This is a genomic window from Williamsia muralis NBRC 105860, assembly GCF_001598915.1.
Lineage (GTDB): Bacteria > Actinomycetota > Actinomycetes > Mycobacteriales > Mycobacteriaceae > Williamsia > Williamsia muralis.
Genome location: NZ_BDAP01000003.1, coordinates 283,936 through 310,496, shown reverse-complemented (window position 1 = coordinate 310,496; position 26,561 = coordinate 283,936). Strand labels below are relative to the sequence as shown.

Here is a 26,561-nt window from a genome sequence, read left to right as displayed (position 1 = left end):
CCGCACAGGTTAGCGTTTGCGGCGCCGCTTACCCGACGGACGCGCCCCTGCATGTGAGGCGCTTCCCGACCGCTGCGCTCGAACCGGCGCGGGGGCGGTTTTGGTCAACGTGGTGGTGCCACCGACTGCGGGTGCGACGTCATCGGTCGCCGCTACCGATCGACCCTCACGCTCGCTCCGACGGGCCAGCACCTTCCGGGTGTGCGAGCCGATGTCCTTACGCCGTTCCTTGAGGGTGGCGAGCAGCGGGGTCGCCAAGAAGATCGACGAGAACGTGCCGGTGACGACACCGACCATCTGGACCAGACCGAGGTCCTTGAGGGTGCCCACTCCCAACACCCACACCGCGATGACCATCAGGGACAGCACCGGGAGTACCGAGATGACAGTGGTGTTGATCGATCGCATCAGGGTCTGGTTCACCGCGAGATTGGCCTGCTCGGCATACGTGCGCCGGCTGGTGTGCAGCACACCACGCACGTTCTCTTCCACCTTGTCGAAGACCACGACGGTGTCGTAGAGAGAGAAGCCCAGGATCGCCAGGAAACCGATCACCGTCGCCGGGGTCACCTCGAAGCCGACAAGGGAGTAGATGCCCGCCGTGGTGGCGATGTCGAAGAACAGCGCAGCGATCGCCGCCACCGCCATCTCCTTGTCGAAACGGATGGCGATGTAGATCGTCACCAGCACCAAGAACACCGCCAGCGCGATCAGCGCCTTCTCGGTGATCTCACCGCCCCAGGTGGAGCTGACGTCCGACGAGCTCACATCGTTGGGCGCGAGCCCGAACTCGTCCGACAACGCATCGGTGACCTTGATCAGCTGCTGGGCGTCGAGGGTCTCCGTCCGGATCTGCACGGTCTGGCTTGCCCCCGACCCCGCGGTCTGGACCGACTGCGGATCCTCGCCCATGGCATCGGCGTAGGTCGACTCGACCTCGCTCGTCGACACCTCACCGGTCTTGGGGAACGAGATCTGGGTTCCGCCCTCGAACTCGATCCCGAGGGTGAATCCGCGGATCCCGATACTCGCGAGCGAGATGAGCACAAGCGCGGTGGTGATCATGAACCACATGCGCCGGCGGCCGACGATCTCGAAGGCGCCGGTACCCGTGTAGAGGCGGGACAGCAGCGACCGGTTGGTCGCGGCGGTGAAGTCGGCGTCGCTGGTGGGTGCCCGGCGGTCGGTGTCAGCCATTGCGCACTCCTCCCGAAGTCGTGGTGGGACGCTCGGCCGCCGCCTGGCGCCGCTCCTTCGCCACCTGGGTGACCCCGCCGAGACCGTTCACGCTCGGCTTGGACAGGAAGTTCGACCGGGATGCGTAGACCACCAAGGGATAGGTCACGAGGAAGACCACCGCGACGTCCAGAATGGTCGTCAATCCCAAGGTGAACGCGAATCCCTTCACGTCACCGACGGCGAGGAAGTACAGCACACCGGCCGAGATCAGGCTGACCGCGTTGCCCGACCAAATGGTGCGCTTGGCTCGCGCCCAGCCGCGTGGAACAGCCGAGCGGAAGCTCCGGCCTTCACGCATCTCGTCCTTGATGCGCTCGAAGTAGACGACAAAGGAGTCCGCGGTCATGCCGATACCGATGATCAGACCGGCGATGCCGGCGAGATCGAGGGTGAAGTTGATGTACCTGCCGAGCAGGACCATGATCCCGTAGACCATGATCCCCGACAGAGTCAGCGACAGAACCGTCAGGATCCCGAGCATCCGGTAGTACGCCAAGGCGTAGATGAAGACCGCGATCAGACCGATCAGGCCTGCGATCAGACCGGCCTTGAGCGACGACCAGCCGAGGGTCGCGGACACCGTCTGGGCGTCAGATGCCTTGAACGACAGGGGCAGAGACCCGTACTTGAGGACGTTGGCAAGATCCTTGGCCTCGGTCTGGGTGAAGTCGCCACTCACCTCGGTGGTGCCGTTGATGGCGCCGTTGATCTGCGGGGCGCTGACCACCTTGGAGTCCAGGGTGAATGCTGTTGCCTTGCCGATGTTCTGAGCGGTGTAGCTCGACCAGAAGTCGCGGGCGCCACCCTTGTAGTCCAACCGCACGATCCATGCGCCTGCACCCTGGGTGGTCCCGGCCTCGGCCTTGTCGATGTCGCTGCCCTTGATGATCTGCGGTTCGAGCAGATACACCTGGGTGCCGTCCTCGGAGCAGGTCACCAGGAACTGCTCGGGATCGTCGTTGCCCTGCAATGGATCCGGCGCAGATGGATCGCAGTTCATCTTTGCCATCTGCGCTCTGAGGGCATCCGTGTTCGCGTCCTTGGGTGCCTGCCGCAGTGCCTTGGCCTCTGCGATCGCCTGTTCGGACGTCTGTCCCTCGGGAGCGGGCGGAGCGTTGGGCTGGGGGGTGGCCGCCTGTACATCGGCGACCGGGCGCACGTAGAGCAATGCGGTCTGTCCGAGGGTGCGGGCCTGTTTGCCGTCGTCACCGGGAACCGTGATCACCAGGTTGTCACCGTCGATGATCACCTCGGACCCGGAGACGCCGAGGCCGTTGACCCGCTGCTCGATGATCTGTTTGGCCTTGTCGAGCTGGTCCCGGCTCGGTGCGCTGCCGTCAGGGGTACGTGCGGTGAGGGTCACCCGCGTCCCGCCCTGGAGGTCGATACCGAGTTTCGGGGTCGCTTCTCTGCTGCCGGTGAAGAACACCAGCCCGTACACCACGATCATCAACAGGAAAAAGACGATCAACATCCGTGACGGAGGTACTTCACGGTTTGACGACGATGCCACGCTGCCTACGTCTCCTCAGTTGTCCTACGAACCCCGTACAGACCGCAGGGGCGCCCGTCACGGTACGTGCTCCGACATCGACGATGTCGCGCACGCCCGTGTGACGCCCCCTCGGCCGGGAGAGCTCTATGACTTGTCTTGGTCTCCGCGAGACTTCTCGAGAGTGATCGAGTCGTCGTGATCGGCATAACCGTCCGCGTTGCCGTGGTCGGCGAAGCCGAAGTCGTCGTCGTCGGAATCGGTGTTGTCGATCAGCCCGACGCCGGGGTAGCTGTCGGCGAGGTCGTCGGCATGGACGACCTCACGGATGGCCAACCGGTTCCAGCGAGTGACAACGCCATCGGCGATCTCGAGGTCAACGGTTCCGTCGGCCAGCCCGGCAACAGTGCCGTAGACGCCCGAGGTGGTCTGGATACGTGCGCCGATCTGGAGCGAGTCTTGCATCTCCTGAGCCGCGGACATCGCCTTCTTCTGGCGACGAACGGACAGGATCATGAAGCCGACCAAGAAGACCAGCAGGATAGGAAATATCAATTCCATGGTGGTGTGTTCAGTCCTTGATTTGTCATTCGTGCACACGAGCAGCGCTCGCCATCACACCCAGTGTGCCATCCCGGGCGTGCCGGACCCGAATTCGCCGCTGAGCTCCGGCTGAGAAATGTCAGATCGCGGCCGGGTCGTCGTCGCCGAACAGCGACATCATGGCGGACCCGTCCTCGCGCACGCGCACCCCGAACGAACCGTTCAGGGCGCCGGCAGGCGGCGTGAGACCGAGGTGGTGCCACGCAGCGGCGGTCGCGACCCTCCCCCGCGGGGTCCGGGCGATCATCCCGGCACGCACGAGAAATGGTTCGCACACCTCTTCCACCGTGGCCGGTTCCTCCCCGACCGCGACGGCCAAGGTGGACACTCCTACCGGTCCGCCGCCGAAGCCACGGACCAAAGCACCGAGAACAGCCCGGTCGAGCCGATCGAATCCGAGTTCGTCGACGTCGTAGACGGTCAGGGCAGCCCGCGCCACCGCGAGGTCGACGACGCCGTCCGCCCTTACTTCCGCGTAGTCGCGCACCCGCCGCAGGAGACGGTTGGCGATCCGGGGGGTACCGCGGGAGCGGGACGCGATCTCGGCACCGGCGTCCGCCTCCATCGTGATCCCTAGGATGCCTGCCGACCGGCTCAGGACACGCTCGAGTTCGCTTTCCTCGTAGAACTCCATGTGTGCGGTGAAACCGAATCTGTCCCGCAGTGGGCCCGTCAGAGCGCCCGAACGCGTGGTGGCGCCGACCAAAGTGAACGGTGCGACGTCGAGCGGGATGGACGTGGCACCCGGCCCCTTGCCCACCACCACGTCGACGCGGAAATCCTCCATCGCGAGGTACAGCATCTCCTCGGCGGGCCGGGCGATGCGGTGGATCTCGTCGATGAAGAGGACATCTCCTTCGACCAGGTTCGACAGCATCGCAGCGAGGTCCCCGGCCCGCTCGAGCGCGGGACCGGACGTGACCCTCAGCGCGGCACCCATCTCCCCCGCGATGATCATCGCCAACGAGGTCTTGCCCAGGCCCGGTGGACCCGACAGCAGAATGTGGTCGGGGGTGCCGCCACGGCCGCGCGCCGCCTGCAGCACCAGCTCCAGCTGTTCGCACACCCTCGGCTGACCGATGAAGTCGCCTAGCGACTTGGGACGAAGGCTGTTGTCGAGGTCGCCGTCTGCCGTGATCCGGCCGGCGTTGACGGTTCGGTTGACCGGTTCGGGGTCGGTGATCGGGTAACCCGACTCACCGATGCCGTCGAAGTCGTCGATGTCGTCGGGGGTCATCGGGTCTTGCCCAACGACGCAAGCGAGGCACGCAGGACTGTCGCGGAGTCGGCGTTCGGCTGATCCGCCAGCACTGCGATCACCGTCTTCTCGGCGACGGGAGCCGCAAAGCCAAGGCCCACAAGCGCTTCGGCGACCTGGTCGCGCACCGACGAACTCGGCAGGCTCGATGCGTCACCCCCGGTTGTGTGGGGTCGGTCGACTTTGTCCCGCAGTTCGACCACCAGTCGCTCGGCGACACGCTTGCCGATGCCGGGGACGGTGATCAATGCCTTGGTGTCGCCGCCGGCCAGAGCCTCACGCAGGGCGTCGGGCTCGAGCACGGCCAGTGTGGCCATCGCCAGACGTGGTCCGACGCCGGTCACGGTCTGCAGAAGCGTGAACAGCGAACGGGCGTCGGGCTCGGTGAACCCGTACAGGGTCATCGAGTCCTCGCGCACGATCATGGTGGTGAGCAGCGTCGCCTCCGAGCCACGCCGGACCGAACCGGCCGTGCTGGGGGTGACAAGAACCTGATATCCGACGCCTGCGCAGTCGATGACGACGTGATCGAGCGCCACGTCGACCACGGGTCCACGTACCGACGCGATCACCGTCCCGCCGCCTTCTTGGCCAGGGCGACCCGATCGCGATACGCCTTCTGCTGCGCCAGAGCGACCGCCTGGGCCTGCTCCATCCGTTCCTGGATCGGCCCACGCCAGCAGTGGCAGATCGCAAGGGCAAGTGCGTCTGCGGCATCGGCGGGCCGCGGTGCCTGCTGCATGCCGAGGATGCGGGTGACCATCGCCGTCACCTGGGCCTTGTCGGCCCGTCCGCTTCCCGTCACCGCGGCCTTCACCTCGCTCGGTGTGTGAAATCGAACGGGTACCCCGCGCTGAGCCGCGGCCAGGGCGATCACGCCACCGGCCTGGGCGGTGCCCATCGCGGTGCTGACCTGGTGCTGGGCGAACACACGCTCGATCGCCACGACATCGGGCCGGTGAGTGTCGAGCCAGTGCTCGGCAGCGGTGTGAATGGCGAGCAAGCGGTTCTCCAGTGCCATGTCGGGTGGGGTACGGATGACGTCGACATCGAGCGCGGTCACCGAGCGGCCCGTGCCCGACTGGATGAGCGCGATACCGCACCTGGTCAGCCCGGGGTCAACACCCATCACCCGCATGCGAACCCGCTTTCGGCTACGACTCGAATCTGCTCGGCACGAACAGTTGTTCGATATCGTAACCGGCGGTCACGACGGCCTCAGGCATCAACACGCGGCACCGGTGATGTCACTCCGATTCGAGCTCGGCGAGCACCTCGTCGCTGATGTCGACGTTGGAGTAGACCTCTTGCACGTCGTCGGAATCCTCGAGTGCGTCGATCAGCTTGAACACCTTGCGGGCGCCATCGGCGTCGACCGGTACCTCCACCGACGCACGGAAGCTGGCCTCGGCGGATTCGTAGTCGATGCCCGCATCCTGCAGTGCCGTCCGGACCGCGACCAGATCTGTGGGTTCACTCACGATCTCGAAGGTGTCGCCCAGGTCGGTCACCTCTTCTGCGCCCGCTTCGAGGACCGCCATCAGGATGTCGTCCTCGCTCTGGCCGTTCTTCTCCAGGGTGACGACACCCTTGCGCGCGAACAGGTACGAGACCGAGCCGGGATCGGCCATGTTGCCGCCGTTGCGGGTCATGGCGGTGCGCACCTCGGTGGCGGCGCGGTTCCGGTTGTCGGTGAGGCACTCGATCAGGATCGCGACGCCGTTGGGGCCGTATCCCTCGTAGGTGATGTTCTGCCAATCGGCGCCGCCGGCTTCTTCGCCGCCACCACGTTTGCGGGCGCGCTCGATGTTGTCATTGGGTACCGACGACTTCTTGGCCTTCTGAATGGCGTCGTACAACGTGGGGTTACCACTCGGATCTCCGCCACCCGTGCGCGCGGCGACCTCGATATTCTTGACCAGCTTGGCAAACATCTTGCCGCGCTTGGCATCGACCACCGCCTTCTTGTGCTTGGTGGTGGCCCATTTTGAGTGGCCGCTCATTCAGCAAGCCCCTTTCGTACTGCTCGGGTGTGTGGCGTCGAGAACTGCGGACCGATCCTACTCGCCACCGGCGGTGCGGCGACGAGCCTCACTGCTTTCCTTGCGCCGCCCTGACCATCTCGACGAAGTACTCGTGGACCCGCCGGTCCCCGGTGACCTCTGGATGAAAGGACGTCGCGAGCACATCGCCCTGCCGGACTGCGACGACACGGCCCGCGGCCGGGCCATCGGGAACCGTGCCCAGAATCTGGACCGATTCGCCGGAAGACTCGACCCAGGGAGCCCTGATGAAGACAGCGCGCATCGGTCCGCCATCGATCCCCTCGATGTCGAGGTCGGTCTCGAACGACGCGACCTGGCGACCGAATGCGTTGCGCCGCACCGTGATGTCGAGGGCGTCGAGATGCTGTGCGTCCGGTCGTGTATCCAGGATGTCGCGCGCGAGCATGATCATCCCCGCACACGATCCGTAGGCGGGCAGCCCATCGGCGAGGGCCTCGCGGAGCGGTTCGAGCAGGCCCAGCACCACGAGCAGCCGGCTCATCGTCGTGGATTCACCACCCGGGATGATGATCCCGTCGATGGAGTCGAGTTCGGAGGCCCGGCGGATCGACACGGGCTCGGCGCCGATCTCGGTGAGGGCGGCGTGGTGTTCGCGGACATCGCCTTGCAGCGCGAGGATGCCGATCCGCACCGGCGTGCTCAACTCTCCCTCTTCGCGTGCTGGTCCGCGGGCAACTTTCGTCCGGTCCGCGCGAGACCTTCCTGGGTCACCGCCGCCACCATGACTCCGTTGCGGTCATAGATCCGGCCCTGGGTGAGGGCCCGGCCGCCTCCTGCCGACGGCGACGTCTGGTCATACAAGAGCCACTCGTCGGCGCGGAACGGCCGGAGGAACCACATCGCGTGATCGAGCGAGGCGGCCTGGGCGTCCTCGTCGGGGTGGGCTACCTTCGCCGAACCCAGCAACGTCATGTCGCTCATGTAGGCGAGTGTGCAGATGTGGAACACGGGCTCATCGGGGAGCTGGTGGCGGTACCGGAACCAGACACGTTGCTGAGCGGCCAGATCGCGGCTGCGGACGAGCTGGTCGTCCGGGACGATCCGGACGTCGAAGTTCTCCCACTCGCGAAAAGGTGACATCGCCTTGCGGTCCTGGGCGGTGAGAACGTCGACCAGATCCTCCGGATCGGGCACCGAAGGCATCTTGTCCTGATGCTCGAATCCCTGGTCCTGAACGTGAAATGACGCCGACATCGTGAAGATCGCCATGCCGTCCTGCACCGCTGTCACCCGCCGGGTGCAGAACGAACGGCCGTCGCGGATGCGGTCGACCAGGTACACGGTCGGCTCTTCAGGGTTCCCGCCGCGCAGGAAGTAACCGTGCAACGAATGGACCACAAAACGAGCGTCGACCGTCTTCGTCGCCGACACCAGGGCCTGCCCGGCGACCTGCCCACCGAAGGTGCGCTGCAGGTGGCTCGGGTGGGCGTGCCCACGATAGATGTCTTTTTCTATCGTTTCGAGCTGCAGAATCTCTTCGATCGTCGCCATGAGGTGGCACCACCTTTCCGACGACGATTATGGCTCACCGGGGGCGCAGGCCCATCACGGCTCCCCCGCCGGCGGTCAGAGGTCGTCGATCGACACGATCCCGTCCTGGATCGCACGGGCCACGAGTGCGGCTTTGGTCGGGGCAGGCCGGCCGACCTCGTTGTACTTGACCCGGATCCGGGCGAGATGGGTGTTGACGGTACCCAGAGAGATGAACAGCGATTGGGCCACCGCTGATTTGGAATCGAGGTTCAGCCACGCACGGAGTACCTCGATCTCGCGCTGCGACAGTTTCGGCGCGCGGTAAGCGGTGGTTGCGCCGGTGTCGGCAGCTCCCTCTGTCCGTCCGCCGCGACCGTGACCCGACATGGGAACCGCAGGAGTCGCACAGATGACCCCGGGCTGCGAATGCGGCGCCGCGCGACCGGGCAGAGGCATCGTGCGCTGCTTGAGCCGAGCCAGCGCCTCCTCCCTGGTCATCCGGACCGGGGTCGTCGGCCGGTAACCGACCCTCGTGCGACTGGGAGCGCCAAAGGTGTTGTGCAGTACGGTCATCGGTGATTCTCCTGGTCTGGGGGGCCGGTTTTCTCCTGCCCTCTGTCGAAGTGTCTAAACACTAAAACCGGCACACCGGACATGTCGATGGGTAGAACTACCCACCACATGAGCCCAGCTCAGAGGAGGTTTTGCGGGAGACTGACGATCAACTCACCACAGAGGCCGCCGCAGATCCGCCCACCGGCCGCCCGGCAGCGGCCCACGCTCTCGATCAGCCGATCACGCCGTTGCGGCGCGCCTCGGCATCGATGAGCACCAGATCCTCGCGTGTCACCAATCGGGCGGCCACCGCATATTCGACCAGCTTGACCCGCCGATTGCTGGCGAGCCGCCCCAAGCCGCCGCGGACACCGGACACCCCGATCTGGTCGAACTTGTCACACACGTTGTCGAGTTTGCGGTTGAACTTCGTCAACGACCAGCCGAGCCTGGCCGCGGCCTGCGCCGACGACGGGATCGAACTCGCACCGGTTCCGTTGCGCCGCAACACCTCTTCGGCCAAGACAACTATCAGTAGCTTCTGACTCTCCGTCAGGGACACCACCCCGATGGTGGTTTCGCCGCTGCGCGCCGGCTCTTCCACCGGGGCGAGATTCAACGGCATTGCGCCCGAATGGATTTCGAGCTCGTACGTCGTGGGGCCTGCCGAGAACACCACAGCGGTCACGCCGAACACCAGAGGCACCCGGGCGCCGGGAGCCAGCGTCGCCTGGAATCCGGCGTCACCCGCCACGACCCCTGCGGACAGATGCGACCCCACATTGGACAGCCACCACAACCCGTCTTCGTGGTGCAGCATGAGGAATCTGCGGTGCAGATAAGGGTTGTCGTCGATATCGAGATCGGCGTCGCGGCCGATGTGGAACGGCTCGTCCGGACTGACCGCCACCCGCTCGCCGCAGAACTCCACGAAGGTCTCGGCGATCGGGCGTTTGACGCCTTCGGGCTGACCGGGTTCGCCCGCCGGATCGGTGATCGTCATCGCCGGATCACGACGCGGGGTCGGAGACGTCCGGAACCGCCTTCACGTCGGCGATCGCCACGGTCACATTGTCACGGCCACCGGCCTCCAGAGCGGCCGAGACCAGCGCCTGCGCAGCCGCTGTCGGATCGTCGAAGCCGGCCAGGATCGCGGCGATCGCGTCGTCAGCCAACTCACCGGTGAGACCATCGGAGCACACCAGGATCCGGTCATCTTGCTCCACCGGGAACGTGAAGAAATCGGCCTCCTGCTCCATCCCGGCACCGAGTGCCCGGGTGATCACGTTGCGACGTGGGTCGACACGGGCCTGTGCTGCGGTCAGGAATCCCGCATCCACAAGCTCCTGCACCTGAGAGTGGTCGACGGTCACCTGCTCGAGCTTCGAGTGGGCAAAACGGTACGTCCGCGAATCCCCGATGTTCAGCACCAGCCAATGGGGTCGCCCGTCGCTGTCGACGAGCATCGCCCCGGTGACGGTGGTGCCGGCACGGCGACCCGAGTCGGAGTCGATGTTCTCGATCTGGCGGCGCGCCTCCCCCAACAGGTCCACCACCGAATCGCGTGTGCGGTTCACCCCTGTCACCGTTGTGTCCGACAACGCCGACAACGCCGCCTCGCTGGCGAGCTCACCGCAATCATGACCGCCCATGCCGTCGGCCACCAAGATCATCCCAGGGCCGACCAGAGCCGCGTCCTCATTGGTCTCACGCAGCAGGCCGACGTCGCTGACCACAGCCCAGCTCACCTCGACCTGACCGAACTCGCCTACCCCGCTGCGTGTCTCGTCCCGGACGGTCCCGGTCGCTTCCATCGTCATGTGCCCTCCGCGCTCACGCCCAGGATCGAGTACCGCGTCTGTTTCACGGTCGAGCTCCGCCTTCGGCTCCGTCTCCGATTCACGGTCGAGCTCCGCCTTCGGCTTCGTCTCCGATTCACGGTCGAGCTCCGCCTTCGGCTCCGTCTCCGATTCACGGTCGAGCTCCGCATCCTGGCTCATCTCGCAACCTCGAAACTGCACTGTCCGAGATGCACCACGGTGCCCGGACCCACCTCGTACGGATGTCCGGGTCGCATCGCGGTCACCGACTCGCCGGTGTCGAGAACCGATCGGACGTCTGGGCCCGTACTGATCATCCACAATTTCCCGTCCGCCACGCTGAACTGGACCTGCGTGTCGTCCGAAGTTGGCGCCTCGATGGGGGTGACCACGATCTGTGCGCGACCGTGCGACCACTCGACGGCCGGCACACCGAGGTATCCAGCACCGGACAGATCGGTGTAGCTGCCGTCGTCGAGTCGGAGCCGCAAACCGGAGCCGGCCCGGCGCAACGGCAGGGTGCGGGCGCCTGTGCTGGGATCGATGCGCTCGGTGACCGAATCTGCCGCTTCCTTGCCGGACTCGGCCACGTGCGCGCTGGGCGCCGTGATCACCTCGTACCCCGCCGAACCCACACTGCTCGCAGTCGTTGTGCCGGAGAGCTTCTCGTGGCAGCCGCGACGGGGACGGCCCCTGTCGATCAATACCGATATCGCTCCGGCGAACAACAGAACGTTGCTCACGTGAAGTACGGCGGTGCGGGTCAGATGCCGCCAGAAACCGATCGGACGGCCCGACCGGCCTGTGGTGATCGTGGTTCGCGCCAACACCTGGCCCGGGGTACGGATGCCGTTGGCACGCGCGATTGCCGACGAGATCCAGCCCGCAGCGGGCACCGCCGCGCACACAACCAGGGCCGCGTCGAGGCCGAAGACCAGCCCGGCGGCGAGTAGAGCTGCAACCGCAGCCAGCAGGATGGCGACATCAACGAGATAAGCGGCCACCCGCGAACCGTTGGAGGCGGGGATTCGGCCCGCCACCATGGCCTCGCGCGGCGACCTCGGTACTGCGCCACCGCTGGTGACGAACATCTGCTGTCCACATTCGGGACAGCGGGCGGACGCGGACGGGATCTGGGTTCCGCAGCGGCCGCAGCCGAGCGGAATCGCTTCGAAATCAGCGGACGCGCTGGTCATCTCCGATTCCCCGCCCCCGCGTCCACGTCAGTTCACCAGCCGCGCTCGGCAAGTCGATGGGGTTGTGGGATGTCGTCGACATTGATACCGACCATCGCCTCACCCAGTCCACGCGACACCTTCGCGAGCACGTCGGGATCGTCGTAGAACGTAGTCGCCTGCACGATGGCGGCAGCACGCTCTGCGGGATTGCCGGACTTGAAGATTCCCGATCCCACGAAGACGCCCTCGGCGCCCAACTGCATCATCATCGCCGCGTCCGCGGGGGTGGCGATGCCGCCGGCGGTGAACAGCGTGACGGGCAATTTGCCCAGCTCGGCAACTTCGACGACCAGGTCGTACGGCGCCTGCAGCTCCTTGGCGGCGACGAACAGTTCGTCCTTGGGCAGTGAGGTCAGCCGCCGGATCTCGTCGCGGATCTTGCGCATGTGTGTGGTGGCGTTCGAGACGTCGCCCGTGCCCGCCTCACCCTTGGACCGGATCATCCCGGCGCCCTCGGTGAGCCTGCGGAGCGCCTCGCCCAGGTTGGTTGCGCCGCACACGAACGGCACGGTGAACTGCCACTTGTCGATGTGGTTGGCGTAGTCGGCCGGGGTCAGCACCTCTGACTCGTCGATGTAGTCGACACCGAGGCTCTGGAGGATCTGGGCTTCGACAAAATGTCCGATGCGAGCCTTGGCCATCACCGGGATGGACACTGCCGAGATGATCCCGTCGATCATGTCGGGGTCGCTCATCCGCGAGACCCCGCCCTGTGCACGGATGTCGGCCGGTACCCGCTCGAGGGCCATGACTGCGACAGCGCCCGCGTCCTCGGCGATCTTGGCCTGCTCGGCTGTCACGACGTCCATGATCACGCCGCCCTTGAGCATCTCGGCCATGCCACGCTTGACCCGCGCGGTACCGGTGCCGGCACTTTCCGCTGGCACCGATGAACCTGGATCTGGGGCACTGCTCACGTCTATAGCTCCTGTGGTCTAGTCGATTGCTGAGCTTCCAGTCTAGGCTTTCTCGGCGCCGCGTGGTCCGGCGGCATCACACGCCCCTTTTCGACGTCGGGCGGGCAGGTCAGACGGGAGCTCGCTCGACGATCTCAAAGTACAGCGGGGTCGGTGCGGTGCCACCCAGGTGCAGCCAACGCACCGGTCGCCGATTGCGGAGGGCCAGGGTGTCGCGAACGGCATCGTTGTGGAACCGGCGGGCGATCATCACGCGGGTCTCGGCGTCGGCAAGCTCGGTGACCAGCTGCGATCGCAGCGACGAGAGGTCGATCTGGGCCAGCGCCGCCGATACGACGTTCTCGGCAGATTCACGATCCGGCCGCGCCGAACCCTCCGCTCGATCGGCGGCGATGATCAGTTCCCGGCCCTCCGGCCCGAGGCCGGCCCCGATGGATCGGGCCACCACCGCCCGGCGGGCAAGCGCGGCGTCGAGCGCCTGCCAGCACAGGTCCACCCGCACGTGGAGTCGGTCGAGCCGGTTGGCGGTTTTGTAGGCCCAGCCCAGACCGAGCAACACCAGCACCGTGATGACGCCCAGGATCAGGACGGTCAGGGCGGAGATGGTCATGAAGTCCTCTCAGAAGGGGTCAATCGGAGACGACGACCTTGCCGGCCCCGACGACGACGGTGTCGTACACACGCAGGATCTGGTCGGCGACCTCGGACCAGTCGTAGCGGGCGGCGCGATCACGTGCACGGCGAACCATCGCTGCCCGGCCGTCGTCATCACCGAGAACGGAGATGATCCCCTGGGCGAGTTGGTCGGCGTCCCCCACCTCGACCAGCACACCGGCCTGCCCGTCGTCGAGCACCCGCCGGAACGCGTCCAGCTTGCTTGCGACCACGGCGGTACCGGCGGCCATGGCTTCCACGAGCACGATGCCGAAACTCTCGCCGCCGAGGTTGGGAGCGCAGTACACGTCCGCGGAACGGAGGGCGCGGGCTTTGACGTCGTCATCGACCTGGCCGAGGAATACGAGGTGGTCGGCCAGGTCGCCGGCCTTGCCCCGCAACGTTCGCTGGTGACCCCCGCCGACGATCAGGACACGCACGTCGGGGAAGCGCGCCACCACAGCGGGCAGTGCCTTGATCAGCACGTCAACACCCTTGCGTGGTTCATCGAAGCGACCGAGGAACAGGACGGTTCTGCCGGGGTGCGGATACCCGTCGAGCGGTTGGGCTCCGGCGAACATGTCGGTGTGCACCCCGTTCGGGATCTCGACCGCGTCCGAACCCAAAGACTCCATCTGCCAACGTCGGGCGAGTTCGGAGACGGCGATCTTACCGGCGATGCGTTCGTGGTAGGGACGGAGGATTCCCTGAAAGATGCTGAGTATCAACGACTTCGTCGTGGATGTATGAAAAGTGGTGACGATCGGGCCCTGCGCGACCATCAACGACAACATGGAGACACTCGGCGAGTTCGGCTCGTGCACATGGAGGACGTCGAACTTCTCCTCCCGAAGCCAGGATCGCAGTTTGTGATAGGCCTTGGGCCCGAAGGCGATCCGGGCAACCGATCCGTTGTACGGGATGGCGAGGGCCTCGCCCACCGACACCACATAGCCGGGCAGTTTCTTGTCGTGTCCGGCGGGCGCGAGAACGCTCACCGTGTGTCCCCGATCGATGAAGACCTGCGCCAGTTCCATGACGTGGGCCTGCACACCGCCCGGGATGTCGAACGAGTACGGGCAGATCATGCCGATCTTCATCCCGCGGCGCCCTCGACATCCTCGTCGCTCCGAGAGGTGTCGGCCCCCTTGATGCGCTCACGGCGCTCGTCGGACCAGTCGGCCTCCCAGAGCGGTTGCAGCATGTGCCAGTCCTGCGGATGGGCGGCGATGTTCGTCTCGAACACCGTTGCCAGCGCCTGGGTTGCCGCCTCCACTCCCCCGGACGTGTCGATCGGTCCGGTGAGCGATATCTGCGAGGTGTCCGGGCCGGTGTACCAGTGGTGAACCCCGACGAGGGCGGCGCCGGTGTCGATGGCGAGTTTCGCCGGGCCCGCGGGCATCCGCGTCGGCTCGCCGAAGAACTGAACGGGGACACCGTGTCTGGCCAGGTCCCGTTCGCCGAGGAGACACACCACCCCGCCGCTGCGCAGCCGCTTGGCCAGTTGGCCGTAGGGGGGTTGTTCGCCACCGCTGAGCGGGAAGATCTCGAATCCGAGGGTCTCGCGGTATCGGACAAAACGTTCGAAGAGCGAATCCGGTTTCAGTCGCTCCGCCACGGTGGAGAAGTCCCCGATGTTCTGGACGAGCCAGACCCCGGCCATGTCCCAGTTGCCGCTGTGGGGCAACGCGAACACCACGCCCTTGCCCTTCGCGAGGGCTGTGTCCAGCAGTTGTCGATCCGGTGGGGGGAGGTCGACCCGCGACGCGGCCACCTGAAAATCCATGGCGGGCAGCCGAAATGCCTCGCGCCAATAGCGGGCGTAGGACCGCATGGCATCTCGCATGAGGTCGTCGGGTACCTCCGCCGGTGCACAGCCGACCACCCTGGCGAGGTTCTTGCGCAGCTGGGCCGGTCCGCCGCCCCGGCCGCCGACGTAGCCTCCCGCACTGTCGAACACCGTGCGCGCGACACCCTCGGGCAGGCGCCGCACAAGCGACCACCCCGCCGCGTACCCCAGGTCGGCAATACGCTCGCCGGCCGTCGTCACGACTCCGGTCCGTCCTCGCCCTGGGTCGCCCCACCTGCGGAGGGAGCGACGATCGGCTGCAGGTCGGTGGCTCCGGGCGACTTGTAGACCGACCACATCCGCTGGAACACCGTGATGATGCTGCCGACGGCGAGAAGCCACATCGCGATGTGGATGGCCCACGGCAGTCCGATACCGGTGAGGCCGGCGCCGACGAGGACGATAACTAGGCGGTCCGGGCGTTCGATGAGGCCGCCGTCACCGTTCAGTCCGCTGGCCTCGGCACGTGCCTTCGCGTACGAGATGACCTGAGAGGTGACCAGGCAGATCATGGTCGCGACGAACAGCCACTGGTGCGGCTTCTCCACCAGGCACCACCAGCCGAGGCCGGCGAAGATCGCGCCGTCGGCGAGCCGATCACACGTCGAATCGAGCACCGCACCGAACTTGGTGCCGCCGCCGCGTGCCCGCGCCATCGCGCCGTCGAGCATGTCGAACATCACGAAAAGCCAGATCACCAGGGTGCCGACGAACAGGTAACCCATCGGGTACAGCGTCACCGCTGCCGCGATGGTCGCCACCGTTCCGATGACGGTCATCGCGTCGGGCGTCAGGCCCGTCTTGATCAAGGCTCGCCCCAGGGGCAGGGTGACCTTGGACACCGAGGCGCGACCCAGGACGCTCAGCATGGATCGTTCACGCTCTGCTTGGTCATGTTCCGTCCTCGAGTTGTCGCCAGGCGTCGGCGAGCAGAGTCCTGGTGTCGCGCAGCAGCTGCGGCATCACCTTCGTCTCCCCGACCACCGTGATGAAGTTGGCGTCTCCACCCCACCGCGGAACCACATGCTGGTGCAGGTGTTCGGCCAGCGAACCACCGGCTGCGGCACCGAGATTGAGCCCGACGTTGAACGCGTCCGGATTGGAGACCGCTTTGATCGCGCGAATCATCTTCTGCGTGAACACCATCAGTTCACGGCTCTCGACCTCTGTGAGGTCTTCGAGGTCGGCGACCTGCCGGTACGGCACGATCATCGTGTGCCCGGGGTTGTACGGATAGAGGTTGAGCACCGCGTACACCGATTCACCTCGGGCGACCATCAGCCCGGCCTCGTCCGACATCCGTGGGATGTCGAGGAATGGGTGGACGGACTTCGCGGACGTGGTGTCGTCCCCGTCCGGGTCCACACCCGATCGCGGGGCAGCCGTGATGTACGACATCCGGTGCGGGCTCCACAGCCGCTGAAGCCGGTCCGGGTCGCCCGGCCCCTGGTCGCGGATGACACCGGGGTTGTCGGTGTGGGTCACCGGGCCTCCCCGGCAGCGTCGGCAGGCGTCGCGATCAGTTCGGCGGTCGGGGATTCGTTGCGACGCTGGGCGACCCAGTCGGCGATCAGGGTGACCGCGTCCGCGACCGCAACCCCGTTGACCTGTGTGCCGTCACGGAAACGGAAACTGACGGCGCCGGCCTCCACGTCACGTTCGCCGGCCAGCAACATGAACGGGACCTTGCCGGTTGTGTGATTGCGGATCTTCTTCTGCATCCGGTCGTCCGAACCGTCGACCTCGGCACGGACGCCGAGCGACCTCAGCTGTGTCACGACACCGTCGAGATGGGGAACGAACGCGTCCGCGACCGGGATGCCGACAACCTGCACCGGGGACAGCCACGCCGGGAAGGCGCCGGCGTAGTGCTCGGTGAGCACACCGAAGAACCGCTCGATGGATCCGAACAACGCTCGGTGGATCATCACCGGCCGGTGCTTGGACCCGTCGGCACCGGTGTACTCCATCTCGAATCGCTCCGGCAGATTGAAGTCGAGCTGAATGGTCGACATCTGCCAGTTTCGGCCCAGCGCATCCTTGACCTGTACCGAGATCTTCGGACCATAGAACGCGGCCCCACCGGGATCGGGCACCAACCGCAGACCGGATGCCTCGCCGACCTCGGCAAGGGTGGCCGTCGCCTCTTCCCAGACCTCGTCCGAACCCACGGACTTCTTCGGATCCCTGGTCGACAGTTCGAGGTAGAAATCGTCGAGGCCGTAGTCCTTGAGCAGTCCGAGTACGAAGTTCAGGGTGGTGGTGAGCTCGGCCCGCATCTGTTCGCGAGTGCAGTAGATGTGCGCGTCGTCCTGAGTCATTCCGCGAACCCTGGTGAGGCCGTGGATGACTCCCGACTTCTCGTACCGGTACACCGACCCGAACTCGAAGAGCCGCAGTGGCAACTCCCGGTAGGAGCGGCCCCGTGCGTTGAAGATCAGGTTGTGCATCGGGCAGTTCATCGGCTTGAGGTAGTAGTCCTGGCCGGGCTTGCGCACCTCGCCGTCGTCGTCGAGTTCGGCGTCGAGGTGCATGGCCGGGAACATGCCATCGCGGTACCAATCGAGGTGACCGGAGATCTCGTACAGGTTGCTCTTGGTGATGTGCGGGGTGTTCACGAACTCGTAGCCCTCGGCGATGTGCCGCTGGCGCGAGTAGTCCTCGAGTTCCTTGCGGATGATGCCGCCCTTGGGATGGAACACCGGCAGACCCGAGCCCAGCGCGTCGGGGAAGCTGAACAGATCGAGTTCGGCACCGAGCTTTCGGTGGTCGCGGCGTTCGGCCTCGGCCAGCAACTCGAGGTAGGCGTCCATCGCCTCGGCCGATTCCCAGGCCGTGCCGTAGATGCGCTGCAGGTCCGCGTTGTCCTGGTCGCCGCGCCAGTATGCCGCCGAACTGCGGGTCAGCTTGAACGCGGTGATGTACTTGGTGGTGGGCACGTGCGGACCCCGGCAGAGATCGCCCCAGATCCGTTCGCCGGTGCGAGGATTGAGGTTGTCGTAGGCGGTGAGTTCGCCACCCCCGACCTCCATCACCTCGGGGTCGTCGGCCGAACCCTTGTCGTCGACCAATTCGAGCTTGTACGGTTCCCCGGCCAGTTCGGCCTTCGCCGCGTCGACCGACTCGTACACGCGCCTGGAGAAGCGCTGACCGGACTTGATGATCTGCTTCATCTTCTTCTCGAGCGCGGTCAGATCGTCAGGCGTGAACGGGTCCTCGACATCGAAGTCGTAGTAGAAACCGTTCTCGATCGGCGGTCCGATCCCCAGTTTGGCCTTGGGGTCCAGATCCTGAACCGCCTGCGCCAGCACATGTGCAGCCGAGTGCCTGATGACGCTGCGTCCGTCGTCGGTGTTGGCCGCAACGGGCTCGACCACCGCATCGCTCGTGGGCGACCACGACAGGTCGCGAAGCGTCCCTTCCGCGTCGCGGACCACGACGATCGCCTCGGGCCCCTTGTTGGGATGACCGCTGTCGCGCAGAGCCGCCCCCACAGTGGTCCCGGCCGCCACCGTGATCGTGGCTGGGGGCGGGGCGGCGGCGTTCTCGGGCACCAGGAAACTCCTTGTCGAGGCAGACCACTCGACCGGCACGGCCGAGCTGGCGTATCAGTCCATGATCGTAGTGCCCGGCGGACCCACTACCCCCTACCGGTCGCCGAGAAGTTCTGGCGCGATTACAGAATCGGGCTCTTCAGCCACGACCAATCGAGACCGATCCAGCCGGCCGCCATCTCGAGCGCGCCGAGCAGCCAGAGCGTCAGGAGCACGATGGCGCAGGTCAGGATGGCGAATGCCGCCTGGACCGTCCAGTGTTGCTTCTTGATCCAGTCCATCCATGCGTCGTACTTGCTGCGCGCGAAATGGAGCAGGCGGCGCGCCCAGTCGAACTCGGACGCGAGGATGCCCAGACCGGCGAACACGATCAACCATCCGGGACCGGGGTAAGGGATCGCCGCGATACCCACGAGAAGGACGCCCGTTCCGACCACACCGACACAACAGCGGTAGATGAGATTCAGGCGGCGTTGCTCCCGAATCTGGTCACGCTTGTTGCCGATCGCGGAGAGAATCCCGCCCTGGGACCGTTCTTCGTCGGCATCGACTTTCGCGTCATCAGGCATGACGTTCCTTTGTCCGAAATTGACCGTTTGCAAACCTTTTCCGGCAACTCTACGGAACTCGGCAACACGGGAGATGCAACAGGACTGCGCACGAACGTCAGTCGATTGAACGGGAGATGAAGTGGTCCCGGCTGGGATCGAACCAGCGACCTTCCCGGTGTGAACGGGACGCTCTTCCACTGAGCCACGGGACCTGACGTCTACCCCGGCTGAACCGGGGTCTGCGACCGAAAGACATTAACACGCACACCCCGCCGGAACCCAAATCACATCGACTCGATTCACCCCGGGTGTCGCCGCGGCCCGTGACCTGGGGATCGTTCCGCAACCGACCGTTTGACCAGCGGATTTGTTGCTTTGCGGGTACGTCCGATAATGTTCACGTTCGCACCCAGAGCAGCAGTTTTCAGGGTGCATGCGGATGTAGCGCAGCTGGTAGCGCATCACCTTGCCAAGGTGAGGGTCGCGGGTTCGAATCCCGTCATCCGCTCGGAGCACGATATTTCCACCGTGGCGGTGTGGCCGAGTGGTGAGGCAACGGCCTGCAAAGCCGTGCACACGGGTTCGATTCCCGTCGCCGCCTCCAGATCAGTTCGACAACTGAACACAATCTCGCGCGATTAGCTCAGCGGGAGAGCGCTTCCCTGACACGGAAGAGGTCACAGGTTCAATCCCTGTATCGCGCACCACCTGCACCACAGAATGACCCGGCGACCCCGGGTCATTCTCATGTGACGGGTACGGACGGATTGTTCATCACATCGAGTCACAGGAATTCCATGAACGACACTCTCGACCGCGACGTCTTGCAGTACACCCTCAACTGGGCGAGCACCAACGGGTACTCGGTCAGCGGAAGCCAGATCCTGATCGAGTTGCTGCCGATCAGCCGCGAGCACAGCAACATCGAGGAACGGGAACGGGCCCTGCACGCCGCTGCGCAGCAACTCGTGTCCGGCCAGGCCGAGCTGGCCACCAGCTCACGCTGAGAGACCTCACGCGGCTGAGCGGCCCGCGTACGCCCGTGTTGAGATGATCGTCGTGAGCGGTCCCGAGATACTGGTGAACTTCACCGACGATCCCACCGACGCCGACCAATTGGCGGAGGTCGCGGCCGCGACCTTCCCCCTGGCCTGCCCTCCGGATCTGAGCGCCGACGACGTCGCGCACTTCATCGCGGCCACATTGTCGGGTCAGCACTTCCGCAGGTATCTCAGCGAGCCCGATCATCACGTCCTGAAGGCAACGGACAGCGCCTCCGGTGCCATCGTGGGGTACGCACTCCTCATCGACTCCGAACCCGACGACACCGAGGTCCTCGCGGCCATTCCGGAACGCCCGCTGACGATGGTGTCGAAGTTGTACGTGCTACCCGGCTTTCACGGCGGAGCGGTGTCCGCGGCGTTGATGTCGGCAGCGCTCGCGCACGCCGCCGAGCAGGGCAGCGCCCGCATCTGGCTCGGCGTGAACGAGCAGAACCGCCGAGCGCAACGGTTCTACGAGAAGATGGGTTTCACCATCGTGGGGCGCAAGTCATTTGTCGTCGGCGGCAAGCGCTGCAGCGACTACGTGCTCGCGCGCACTCCCCCGCCGACGTCGGATCTGCATTGACCCTGAAGGGCTACGCCGATTCCGCGAACCGTGACAGTGCGAGCAGACGCGATGTCGCACGGAGGTACTTCTTGCGGTAGCCACCGGCGAGCATCTCCTCGGTGAAGATCTCGTCCAGCTTCGAACCCGAGACCATGAGCGGGGTTCCGGCGTCGTAGAGGCGGTCGGCCAGCACCACGAGACGCAACGCGACCGTCTGATCCGCAGCGGGGTGCACACCTTCCACGCACGCCAGGGTGACGCCCTCCACGAGCGCCTTGTACTTGGAGGGATGCAGCTTGGCCAGGTGTGCGCAGAGTTCGTCGAAGTTGTCCAAGGTGGCGCCGGGAGTGCTCTCGGCCAGGTTCTCGAGCTCTGCGTCGCTGTGGGGTGGCGGGGCCGGCGGTAGGTCGCGGTGCCGGTAGTCGGGGCCGTCGACGCGGATGGCCTCGAACACCGCCGCCAACTTCTTGATCTCTCGCAAGAAGTCCTGCGCGGCGAAACGACCCTCGCCGAGTTGCCCCGGCAGGGTGTTGGACGTGGCGACGATGGAGACGCCCTTGGCCGACAGTTCGGTCAGCAGTCGCGACACCAGCATGGTGTCGCCCGGGTCGTCGAGCTCGAACTCGTCGATACACAGCACGGAGTGGTCCGAGAGCCGCTCGAGGGCATTGGCGAAGCCGAGAGCTCCGACGACGTGGGTGACCTCCACGAAGGTAGCGAACGCCTTGGGTCCCGGCATCGCGTGATAGATCGACGCGAGGAGGTGGGTCTTGCCGACGCCGAAACCGCCGTCAAGGTAGAGGCCCAGCCCTTGCTGCGGCGCGGACTTGCGCCCGAAGAGGCCACGCTTGCCCCCCTTTGCCTTGGTCGCGCGTTCGACGAAGCTGCGCGCGGCCTTGACCGCCTCGGCCTGGCTCGGCTCGTTGGGGTCGGGAATATACGAGTCGAAACTGACCTCGTCGAACATCGAGGGGGGCACCATCTCATCGACGAGGGCCTCGGGCGCGACCTGCGGAGTGCGGTCACTCAAACGTGCTGGCATGCGCCGAGCCTAGCGACGTGACGAGAATGGCTGTGTGTACCCACTGCGCAAAGCGACCCAGCTCACAACCGGTGACCTCGACGACAAGGCGCTCGCCGCCCTCTACGCCTATCCGGTGGGTCAGACGGGCGTCGCCCGGGTACGCGCCAACATGATCGCGTCGATCGACGGGATGGCAACGGTCGCAGGGCGATCCGGAGCCCTGGGGTCGTCGGGTGACCAGCGGTTGTTCTCGGTTCTGCGGGCACTGGCCGACGTCATCGTGGTGGGTGCCCGCACCGCTGTCACCGAGGGATACGGGCCGGTTCGGCCACATCCCCTGCTCGGCGAGCTGCGAACGGCCGATGGCCGGCCGGCGGCCGCGGCGCTCGCCCTGGTGAGCAACACACTCACCATCCCGGTTCCCGGAGAGGGTGATTTCACTCTCGCACCGAGCACCATCGTCCTCACCTGCCGTTCGGCCCCCGCAGGCGCTCGCGCTCGGCTCCGCGATGCCGGGGCGACCGTCGTCGACTGCGGCGAGGAGGAAGTCGATCCGGCACAGGCGATCGGCTACCTTGCCGACAGCGGCCTGACGCAGATCTTGTGCGAGGGTGGGCCGGCCCTGCTCGGTTCGCTGCTCGACAGAGATCTGGTCGACGAGCTCTGCGTGACGGTCAGCCCCAGGGTCACTGCGGGTAGTGGCAAACACATGACGGCCGGTTCGGACGCGGTACGTGGAATGCGACGCGCCCACGTCCTCGCCGACGACGAGGACTACCTGTACCTGCGCTGGGTGCGCGATCAGGGGTGATGTCGTTCGCCAGTACCCTCGCCGATATGCAGCGCGCTCTTGTGACCACAGACGACCGCACCGGCCGGATGTGGTCGCTCAGCCGCCCGGATCGTTCAGCCCGTCGCCGCTCACTGCGCCTGCTGGCGGCAGCGATGGTGGCGGTGGGCATCCTCAACGGATGTACCGCCGGCCCCGATCCCGGGCCGGATCTGGTCATCGAAGAGAACAACGGCGGAGGGCAGGCCCCGACGACCACGACGCCGCCGCCGAGCCTCGAAGTCCCCAAACAGGATCTGGCATGGCGAGAGTGCGGCGACGATCTCCAGGAGCGGTTTCCCGGGACGGCTCTTGCACCGGGCGTCACGTTCGAGTGCGGCAACTTCGAGAACTCGGTGACACCGGGCACCCAGAGCATCGACACCGTCACGGTCTCGGCTGTCCGAGCACGGTCGGCCGACACGCCCGCCGACGCTGCTCCGCTGGTGCTGACCTCCGGCACCGACATACCGTCCACCCGCACACTGCTCAGCCTGGCCCAGGGTGGCGGTCGCAATCTGTTGTCGGCGCATCCCGTGGTCGCTGTCGACCGGCGCGGGACCGGCGCGTCGACGCCGCTCGACTGTATGACGAACCTGGAACGAAACACGCTCCTGAACAACGGCTTCAGCACCTCATCCGCTGACTACCCGGCGCGCGTGGAGCGACTGGCCGCCGCGGGGACGTCGGCGTCGGACGGTTGTACGGAAATCCTGAGCCCGCACCAGGTGCAGTTCACCGCCAACAATGCGGCAGCCGATCTCGAGAAGCTGCGCACGGTGTGGCAGGTGGACCGGATCGGTATCGCAGGCGTCGGGGAAGGCGCAGCTGTGGCACTCGCCTACGCAGGGCTCTACACCGACCACCTGGCCCGGCTCATCCTCGACACGCCGGCGCCGTATTCGACCAACGCCCAGACCACCGGGCAACAGATCGCCGAGGGCACCGGCGCGGCACTCGGCTTGTTCGCCGATCAGTGCCGGGCCATCAGCTGCTCCCTCGGCGCCGACCCCGGCGTCGTCATCGCCGGCCTGCTCGATCGGGCGCGTACCGGCGGCCTCGACGGCATCGCCGATACCGACGTCCTGGCGGCACTGACCACCACCATCGCGCTCGCGCCCGGCGACCGGGCCACCGTCATCACCACAGCCGCCGACATGCTCAGTGCAGCCGACGGCGGCGCTCTCGGCCCACTGCGCACGGCGATAGGTCAGGCCCGGGCCCTGCGTGGCACAGACGGTCAGCTGTTGTCACAGTGCAACGACACCTTCGAACCCGTCGGACGCAACCAGATCGACGGGTTGATCGCCGAATGGGGACGCCAATACCCACTGACCGGTGCCGGCACGGCACTGGGCCTCCTGCGCTGCAACGGCTTCCCCGCCGGTGCCGCCCCGCCGACCATCGGCGAGATCCCGGTGCCGGTGCTGATGTTCACCGGCTCGGGCGACACCATCAACGGACCCACCGCGTCCGACGGCATCAACGGCGCCCTGATCGGCGCCGGTGCCACGTCGTCGATTCTCTCGTGGGAAGGCCTCGGCTACTCGGTGCTGGCGCACTCGGACTGTGCCGGGGAAGCGGCCATCGCCTACGCGCGCTCCGGTGAACCACCCGCTCCCGGTGCGTGTCCGGCCTGACCGGATCAGCGGGACCGGCATCGGTTCGTGGTGTCGGGCACGGCGCAGGGCCGCTGTCGTAGTACGGTGCGGCAGTGTCGATCAATGACCCATCCACCGGAGACCACCAGAAACCTTCCGCTGACGTCGGGCGGGAGCACGGGAAGCGACCCGGTTACGGCCTGGTCAACCGCACGGGAACGGCTGAACGCGTCCTGTTCCCGGGTGTCGACGTAGGCCGCATCATCTCGATGGTGCTCTGGCCCGTGGCAATCCTCATGGTGTTCCAGCGCACGGTGATCCTGGGCGTGGACGGCGACCGCACGGACGACTTCTCGCCGGTGTATCGCGCCGCGTTGGCATTCCTGCGCAACGAGCCGATCTACACCGAGAACTACAACACGGTCGACCCTCACTACCTGTACCCGCCGTCGGGAACGCTGCTGATGGCTCCGCTGGGTTACATCGACCCCGAGCGAGCGCGATGGCTGTTCATCTTCGTCTCCGCCGCCGTGCTCGTGCTGTGCGCGTATCTGATCACCCGCATGTTCGGGTACTCGGTCCGGTCGTGGGTGATGCCCGTTGTGCTGTTCGTCTTCTTCCTGTCCGAGACGGTGTCGCACACTTTGATCTTCGTGAACTTCAACGCCTTCGTGTTGCTCGGTGAGCTGTTGTTCATGATGTTGGCGCTCAAACGGAAAGACCTGTGGGCGGGTGTCCCTCTCGGTCTCACCCTCGCGGTCAAACCGGTTCTTGCCGTGCTGCTGTTGCTCCCGCTGCTCAACCGTCAGTGGAAGGTGTTCGTGGGTGCGATCGGGGTCCCGCTGCTGCTGACCGCGCTCGCGTGGCCGCTGTCCGCCGACCCCCGGTCTTTCGTGAGCCGCACCGCGCCGTATCTGTTCGAGGCGCGCGACTACTACAACAGTTCGATCGTCGGCAATGCCGCCTACTTCGGCGTGCAGACCTGGCTCGTGGTGTTGTTGCGGATCGCCTTTGTCCTGATGGCCGCCTTCAGCCTGTGGTTCCTGTACCGCTACTACCGCACCACCGACGAACTGCTGTGGATGAGCACTTCGGCCGGTGTGCTGCTGTGCACGTCGTGGCTGGTCGGCTCGCTGGGCCAGGGTTACTACTCGATGTTGCTGTTCCCGCTGCTGATGACGGTGTTCATGCGGGGCTCGGCCATCCGGAGTTGGCCGGCCTGGCTCGGTGTCTACGGGTGCTTCACATTCGACGGCTTCTACTCGGATCGCTGGGAGGCGTTCGGGCGGGCGATCGAGTACAACAAGGTGACCTGGGGCTGGTCACTGCTGATGATCGCGGTGTTCTGCGCGCTGCTGTTCCGGTATCTGGACCTTCGCAAGTCCGGGGATCACGAGATCCCCGGAACCAGAACGCGGCCCGCGGCCACCGTCGGCGCATGAACCGAACCCGGAAATCGACGCATCGGACAGCGCTTGACCGGTCGACTGCTCGAGGGCAGTGGCTGCTCAGGGCAGCGCGGTGATGAGCTTGTCGACGTCGACGCGCGGGCCGGTGAAGAACGGGGTCTCCTCGCGCACGTGCATCCGTGCCTCGGTGGCGCGTAGGTCGCGCATCAGGTCGACGATCCGATGCAGCTCGGGCGCCTCGAACGCCAGCAACCACTCGTAGTCGCCGAGGGCAAACGACGACACGGTGTTCGCCCGCACGTCCTTGTATCCGCGTGCCTGCTTGCCGTGATCGGCGAGCATGGTGCGTCGTTCGGCATCGGGCAGCAGGTACCACTCGTACGAGCGGACAAACGGGTACACGCAGATGTACTTGCCCGGTTCCTCACCCGCGAGGAACGCCGGGATGTGGCTCTTGTTGAACTCGGCGGGCCTGTGCAGCGCCACGTTGCTCCACACTGCGTTGCTCGCACGGCCGAGGATGGTGGTCCGGCGGAAATCGGCGTAGGCGGCCTGGATCTGCTCGACCTCTTCCGAATGCCACCAGATCATGAAGTCCGCGTCGGCCCGCAGACCCGAGACGTCGTACAAGCCGCGAACCACAACACCTTTGGCCTCGAGCGAGTCGAAGAACTGGCGGGCGTCGCTGATCGCCTCGTCCCGATCGTCGCCCAGCTCGCCCGGCCGAACCGAGAAGACCGAGAACATGAGGTAACGAACAGTGGCGTTGAGTTCTGCATAGTCCATGCGCGTCATGGCTCCCATCCTGCCATTGCCAG

At 65.9% G+C, this 26,561-nt stretch carries 27 protein-coding genes, 4 tRNA genes and 1 pseudogene; 8 read left to right on the top strand and 24 right to left on the bottom strand.

Annotated features, from left to right (window positions below; translation table 11 throughout):
* Positions 1 to 9: 9 nt before the first annotated feature.
* From secF to WIMU1_RS13430, 22 genes and pseudogenes are all read right to left on the bottom strand, one after another.
* On the bottom strand, positions 10 to 1,197 hold the full coding sequence (secF, locus tag WIMU1_RS13535) for a protein translocase subunit SecF (RefSeq protein WP_062797966.1): 1,188 nt from the start codon (positions 1,195 to 1,197) through the stop codon (positions 10 to 12).
* A complete protein-coding gene (secD, locus tag WIMU1_RS13530; RefSeq protein ID WP_211339056.1) occupies positions 1,190 to 2,713 on the bottom strand; it encodes a protein translocase subunit SecD in 1,524 nt (507 codons plus the stop codon). Before secD ends, secF begins: the two co-directional genes overlap by 8 nt.
* Positions 2,714 to 2,878: 165 nt before the next feature.
* On the bottom strand, positions 2,879 to 3,292 hold the full coding sequence (gene yajC / locus WIMU1_RS13525) for a preprotein translocase subunit YajC (RefSeq protein ID WP_062797964.1): 414 nt from the start codon (positions 3,290 to 3,292) through the stop codon (positions 2,879 to 2,881).
* Positions 3,293 to 3,413: 121 nt separating this feature from the next.
* Positions 3,414 to 4,571, bottom strand: a complete 1,158-nt coding sequence (ruvB, locus tag WIMU1_RS13520; protein ID WP_084248242.1) for a Holliday junction branch migration DNA helicase RuvB — start codon at positions 4,569 to 4,571, stop codon at positions 3,414 to 3,416.
* On the bottom strand, positions 4,568 to 5,164 hold the full coding sequence (gene ruvA, locus WIMU1_RS13515) for a Holliday junction branch migration protein RuvA (RefSeq protein WP_030163232.1): 597 nt from the start codon (positions 5,162 to 5,164) through the stop codon (positions 4,568 to 4,570). The genes ruvB and ruvA overlap by 4 nt, the downstream gene beginning before the upstream one ends.
* Positions 5,161 to 5,730, bottom strand: coding sequence for a crossover junction endodeoxyribonuclease RuvC (ruvC, locus tag WIMU1_RS13510; RefSeq protein ID WP_030163235.1), 570 nt, complete (start codon positions 5,728 to 5,730; stop codon positions 5,161 to 5,163). Before ruvC ends, ruvA begins: the two co-directional genes overlap by 4 nt.
* Before the next feature lie 109 nt (positions 5,731 to 5,839).
* Positions 5,840 to 6,595 carry a YebC/PmpR family DNA-binding transcriptional regulator gene (locus WIMU1_RS13505; protein ID WP_023959531.1) on the bottom strand — a complete coding sequence of 252 codons (756 nt, stop codon included), beginning with the start codon at positions 6,593 to 6,595 and terminating at the stop codon, positions 5,840 to 5,842.
* Between the two features lie 88 nt (positions 6,596 to 6,683).
* Entirely contained in the window at positions 6,684 to 7,301 is a 618-nt protein-coding gene (pdxT, locus tag WIMU1_RS13500) for a pyridoxal 5'-phosphate synthase glutaminase subunit PdxT (protein WP_062797962.1), read from the bottom strand.
* Positions 7,298 to 8,149, bottom strand: coding sequence for an acyl-CoA thioesterase II (gene tesB / locus WIMU1_RS13495; protein ID WP_062797961.1), 852 nt, complete (start codon positions 8,147 to 8,149; stop codon positions 7,298 to 7,300). Before tesB ends, pdxT begins: the two co-directional genes overlap by 4 nt.
* A gap of 75 nt (positions 8,150 to 8,224) precedes the next feature.
* Entirely contained in the window at positions 8,225 to 8,704 is a 480-nt protein-coding gene (locus WIMU1_RS13490; protein ID WP_062797959.1) for a response regulator transcription factor, read from the bottom strand.
* 214 nt (positions 8,705 to 8,918) lie between these two features.
* Positions 8,919 to 9,689, bottom strand: a complete 771-nt coding sequence (locus WIMU1_RS13485) for an FHA domain-containing protein (protein ID WP_245969029.1) — start codon at positions 9,687 to 9,689, stop codon at positions 8,919 to 8,921.
* 7 nt (positions 9,690 to 9,696) lie between these two features.
* Positions 9,697 to 10,686, bottom strand: coding sequence for a PP2C family protein-serine/threonine phosphatase (locus WIMU1_RS13480; protein ID WP_307714851.1), 990 nt, complete (start codon positions 10,684 to 10,686; stop codon positions 9,697 to 9,699).
* Positions 10,683 to 11,702 carry an RDD family protein gene (locus WIMU1_RS13475; protein WP_062797954.1) on the bottom strand — a complete coding sequence of 340 codons (1,020 nt, stop codon included), beginning with the start codon at positions 11,700 to 11,702 and terminating at the stop codon, positions 10,683 to 10,685. The genes WIMU1_RS13480 and WIMU1_RS13475 overlap by 4 nt, the downstream gene beginning before the upstream one ends.
* A 32-nt stretch (positions 11,703 to 11,734) precedes the next feature.
* Positions 11,735 to 12,661 carry a pyridoxal 5'-phosphate synthase lyase subunit PdxS gene (gene pdxS, locus WIMU1_RS13470; protein WP_030163259.1) on the bottom strand — a complete coding sequence of 309 codons (927 nt, stop codon included), beginning with the start codon at positions 12,659 to 12,661 and terminating at the stop codon, positions 11,735 to 11,737.
* A gap of 121 nt (positions 12,662 to 12,782) precedes the next feature.
* Positions 12,783 to 13,271: pseudogene (locus WIMU1_RS13465) on the bottom strand (LemA family protein); the annotation flags it as partial.
* 19 nt (positions 13,272 to 13,290) lie between these two features.
* A complete protein-coding gene (locus WIMU1_RS13460; protein WP_062797952.1) occupies positions 13,291 to 14,415 on the bottom strand; it encodes a glycosyltransferase family 4 protein in 1,125 nt (374 codons plus the stop codon).
* The gene (locus WIMU1_RS13455; RefSeq protein ID WP_062797950.1) at positions 14,412 to 15,365 is read right to left on the bottom strand and encodes a phosphatidylinositol mannoside acyltransferase; all 954 of its coding nucleotides are present in this window, start codon (positions 15,363 to 15,365) and stop codon (positions 14,412 to 14,414) included. The genes WIMU1_RS13460 and WIMU1_RS13455 overlap by 4 nt, the downstream gene beginning before the upstream one ends.
* On the bottom strand, positions 15,362 to 16,033 hold the full coding sequence (gene pgsA, locus WIMU1_RS13450; RefSeq protein ID WP_062797948.1) for a phosphatidylinositol phosphate synthase: 672 nt from the start codon (positions 16,031 to 16,033) through the stop codon (positions 15,362 to 15,364). The genes WIMU1_RS13455 and pgsA overlap by 4 nt, the downstream gene beginning before the upstream one ends.
* 22 nt (positions 16,034 to 16,055) lie before the next feature.
* Entirely contained in the window at positions 16,056 to 16,649 is a 594-nt protein-coding gene (locus WIMU1_RS13445; protein ID WP_023959555.1) for an ATP adenylyltransferase, read from the bottom strand.
* Positions 16,646 to 18,718, bottom strand: coding sequence for a threonine--tRNA ligase (gene thrS, locus WIMU1_RS13440; protein WP_062798564.1), 2,073 nt, complete (start codon positions 18,716 to 18,718; stop codon positions 16,646 to 16,648). The genes WIMU1_RS13445 and thrS overlap by 4 nt, the downstream gene beginning before the upstream one ends.
* Before the next feature lie 122 nt (positions 18,719 to 18,840).
* Positions 18,841 to 19,287 (bottom strand): TIGR02611 family protein, encoded by a 447-nt coding sequence (locus WIMU1_RS13435; protein WP_023959559.1) that lies wholly within the window; start codon positions 19,285 to 19,287, stop codon positions 18,841 to 18,843.
* A 122-nt stretch (positions 19,288 to 19,409) separates the two neighbouring features.
* Positions 19,410 to 19,481 (bottom strand) — tRNA-Val (locus tag WIMU1_RS13430).
* 223 nt (positions 19,482 to 19,704) lie between these two features.
* Between WIMU1_RS13430 and WIMU1_RS13425 the strand changes: the two genes are divergently transcribed.
* The 5 genes from WIMU1_RS13425 to WIMU1_RS13405 all read left to right on the top strand — a co-directional run bounded on the left by WIMU1_RS13425 (position 19,705) and on the right by WIMU1_RS13405 (position 20,898).
* A tRNA-Gly gene (locus WIMU1_RS13425) sits at positions 19,705 to 19,777 on the top strand.
* Between the two features lie 22 nt (positions 19,778 to 19,799).
* A tRNA-Cys gene (locus WIMU1_RS13420) sits at positions 19,800 to 19,873 on the top strand.
* 28 nt (positions 19,874 to 19,901) lie between these two features.
* Positions 19,902 to 19,976, top strand: a tRNA-Val gene (locus tag WIMU1_RS13415).
* 90 nt (positions 19,977 to 20,066) lie between these two features.
* Complete coding sequence (locus tag WIMU1_RS13410; protein WP_062797946.1) at positions 20,067 to 20,276, top strand: hypothetical protein; 210 nt, start codon at positions 20,067 to 20,069, stop codon at positions 20,274 to 20,276.
* Between the two features lie 43 nt (positions 20,277 to 20,319).
* The gene (locus WIMU1_RS13405; protein WP_062797944.1) at positions 20,320 to 20,898 is read left to right on the top strand and encodes a GNAT family N-acetyltransferase; all 579 of its coding nucleotides are present in this window, start codon (positions 20,320 to 20,322) and stop codon (positions 20,896 to 20,898) included.
* Between the two features lie 10 nt (positions 20,899 to 20,908).
* On the opposite strand, the gene zapE is transcribed toward WIMU1_RS13405, so the two are convergent.
* On the bottom strand, positions 20,909 to 21,922 hold the full coding sequence (zapE, locus tag WIMU1_RS13400; protein ID WP_030163293.1) for a cell division protein ZapE: 1,014 nt from the start codon (positions 21,920 to 21,922) through the stop codon (positions 20,909 to 20,911).
* Positions 21,923 to 21,956: 34 nt separating this feature from the next.
* Between zapE and WIMU1_RS13395 the strand changes: the two genes are divergently transcribed.
* The 3 genes from WIMU1_RS13395 (at position 21,957) to WIMU1_RS13385 (ending at position 25,776) form a co-directional block, all read left to right on the top strand.
* Positions 21,957 to 22,715 carry a pyrimidine reductase family protein gene (locus tag WIMU1_RS13395; protein ID WP_062797942.1) on the top strand — a complete coding sequence of 253 codons (759 nt, stop codon included), beginning with the start codon at positions 21,957 to 21,959 and terminating at the stop codon, positions 22,713 to 22,715.
* A gap of 26 nt (positions 22,716 to 22,741) precedes the next feature.
* Positions 22,742 to 24,373, top strand: coding sequence for an alpha/beta hydrolase (locus tag WIMU1_RS13390; RefSeq protein ID WP_158599272.1), 1,632 nt, complete (start codon positions 22,742 to 22,744; stop codon positions 24,371 to 24,373).
* A gap of 230 nt (positions 24,374 to 24,603) precedes the next feature.
* On the top strand, positions 24,604 to 25,776 hold the full coding sequence (locus WIMU1_RS13385; RefSeq protein ID WP_062798562.1) for a glycosyltransferase family 87 protein: 1,173 nt from the start codon (positions 24,604 to 24,606) through the stop codon (positions 25,774 to 25,776).
* Positions 25,777 to 25,842: 66 nt separating this feature from the next.
* Here WIMU1_RS13385 and hemQ read toward each other — a convergent pair whose 3' ends face one another.
* Entirely contained in the window at positions 25,843 to 26,538 is a 696-nt protein-coding gene (gene hemQ, locus WIMU1_RS13380) for a hydrogen peroxide-dependent heme synthase (protein WP_062797940.1), read from the bottom strand.
* Positions 26,539 to 26,561 lie beyond the last annotated feature (23 nt).

Excerpts from the sequence above, each read along its gene's own strand:
- hemQ (WP_062797940.1), bottom strand. The coding sequence starts at position 26,538 with ATGACGCGCATGGACTATGCAGAACTCAACGCCACTGTTCGTTACCTC.
- WIMU1_RS13435 (WP_023959559.1), bottom strand. The coding sequence starts at position 19,287 with ATGCCTGATGACGCGAAAGTCGATGCCGACGAAGAACGGTCCCAGGGC.
- ruvB (WP_084248242.1), bottom strand. The coding sequence starts at position 4,571 with ATGACCCCCGACGACATCGACGACTTCGACGGCATCGGTGAGTCGGGT.
- WIMU1_RS13485 (WP_245969029.1), bottom strand. The coding sequence starts at position 9,689 with ATGACGATCACCGATCCGGCGGGCGAACCCGGTCAGCCCGAAGGCGTC.
- WIMU1_RS13460 (WP_062797952.1), bottom strand. The coding sequence starts at position 14,415 with ATGAAGATCGGCATGATCTGCCCGTACTCGTTCGACATCCCGGGCGGT.
- tesB (WP_062797961.1), bottom strand. The coding sequence starts at position 8,149 with ATGGCGACGATCGAAGAGATTCTGCAGCTCGAAACGATAGAAAAAGAC.
- ruvC (WP_030163235.1), bottom strand. The coding sequence starts at position 5,730 with ATGCGGGTGATGGGTGTTGACCCCGGGCTGACCAGGTGCGGTATCGCG.
- yajC (WP_062797964.1), bottom strand. The coding sequence starts at position 3,292 with ATGGAATTGATATTTCCTATCCTGCTGGTCTTCTTGGTCGGCTTCATG.
- WIMU1_RS13390 (WP_158599272.1), top strand. The coding sequence starts at position 22,742 with ATGCAGCGCGCTCTTGTGACCACAGACGACCGCACCGGCCGGATGTGG.
- pgsA (WP_062797948.1), bottom strand. The coding sequence starts at position 16,033 with ATGCTGAGCGTCCTGGGTCGCGCCTCGGTGTCCAAGGTCACCCTGCCC.
- WIMU1_RS13480 (WP_307714851.1), bottom strand. The coding sequence starts at position 10,686 with ATGAGCCAGGATGCGGAGCTCGACCGTGAATCGGAGACGGAGCCGAAG.
- secD (WP_211339056.1), bottom strand. The coding sequence starts at position 2,713 with ATGTTGATCGTCTTTTTCCTGTTGATGATCGTGGTGTACGGGCTGGTG.
- WIMU1_RS13385 (WP_062798562.1), top strand. The coding sequence starts at position 24,604 with ATGGTGCTCTGGCCCGTGGCAATCCTCATGGTGTTCCAGCGCACGGTG.
- WIMU1_RS13505 (WP_023959531.1), bottom strand. The coding sequence starts at position 6,595 with ATGAGCGGCCACTCAAAATGGGCCACCACCAAGCACAAGAAGGCGGTG.
- WIMU1_RS13475 (WP_062797954.1), bottom strand. The coding sequence starts at position 11,702 with ATGACCAGCGCGTCCGCTGATTTCGAAGCGATTCCGCTCGGCTGCGGC.
- WIMU1_RS13410 (WP_062797946.1), top strand. The coding sequence starts at position 20,067 with ATGAACGACACTCTCGACCGCGACGTCTTGCAGTACACCCTCAACTGG.
- secF (WP_062797966.1), bottom strand. The coding sequence starts at position 1,197 with ATGGCTGACACCGACCGCCGGGCACCCACCAGCGACGCCGACTTCACC.
- WIMU1_RS13405 (WP_062797944.1), top strand. The coding sequence starts at position 20,320 with ATGATCGTCGTGAGCGGTCCCGAGATACTGGTGAACTTCACCGACGAT.
- WIMU1_RS13490 (WP_062797959.1), bottom strand. The coding sequence starts at position 8,704 with ATGACCGTACTGCACAACACCTTTGGCGCTCCCAGTCGCACGAGGGTC.
- zapE (WP_030163293.1), bottom strand. The coding sequence starts at position 21,922 with ATGCCAGCACGTTTGAGTGACCGCACTCCGCAGGTCGCGCCCGAGGCC.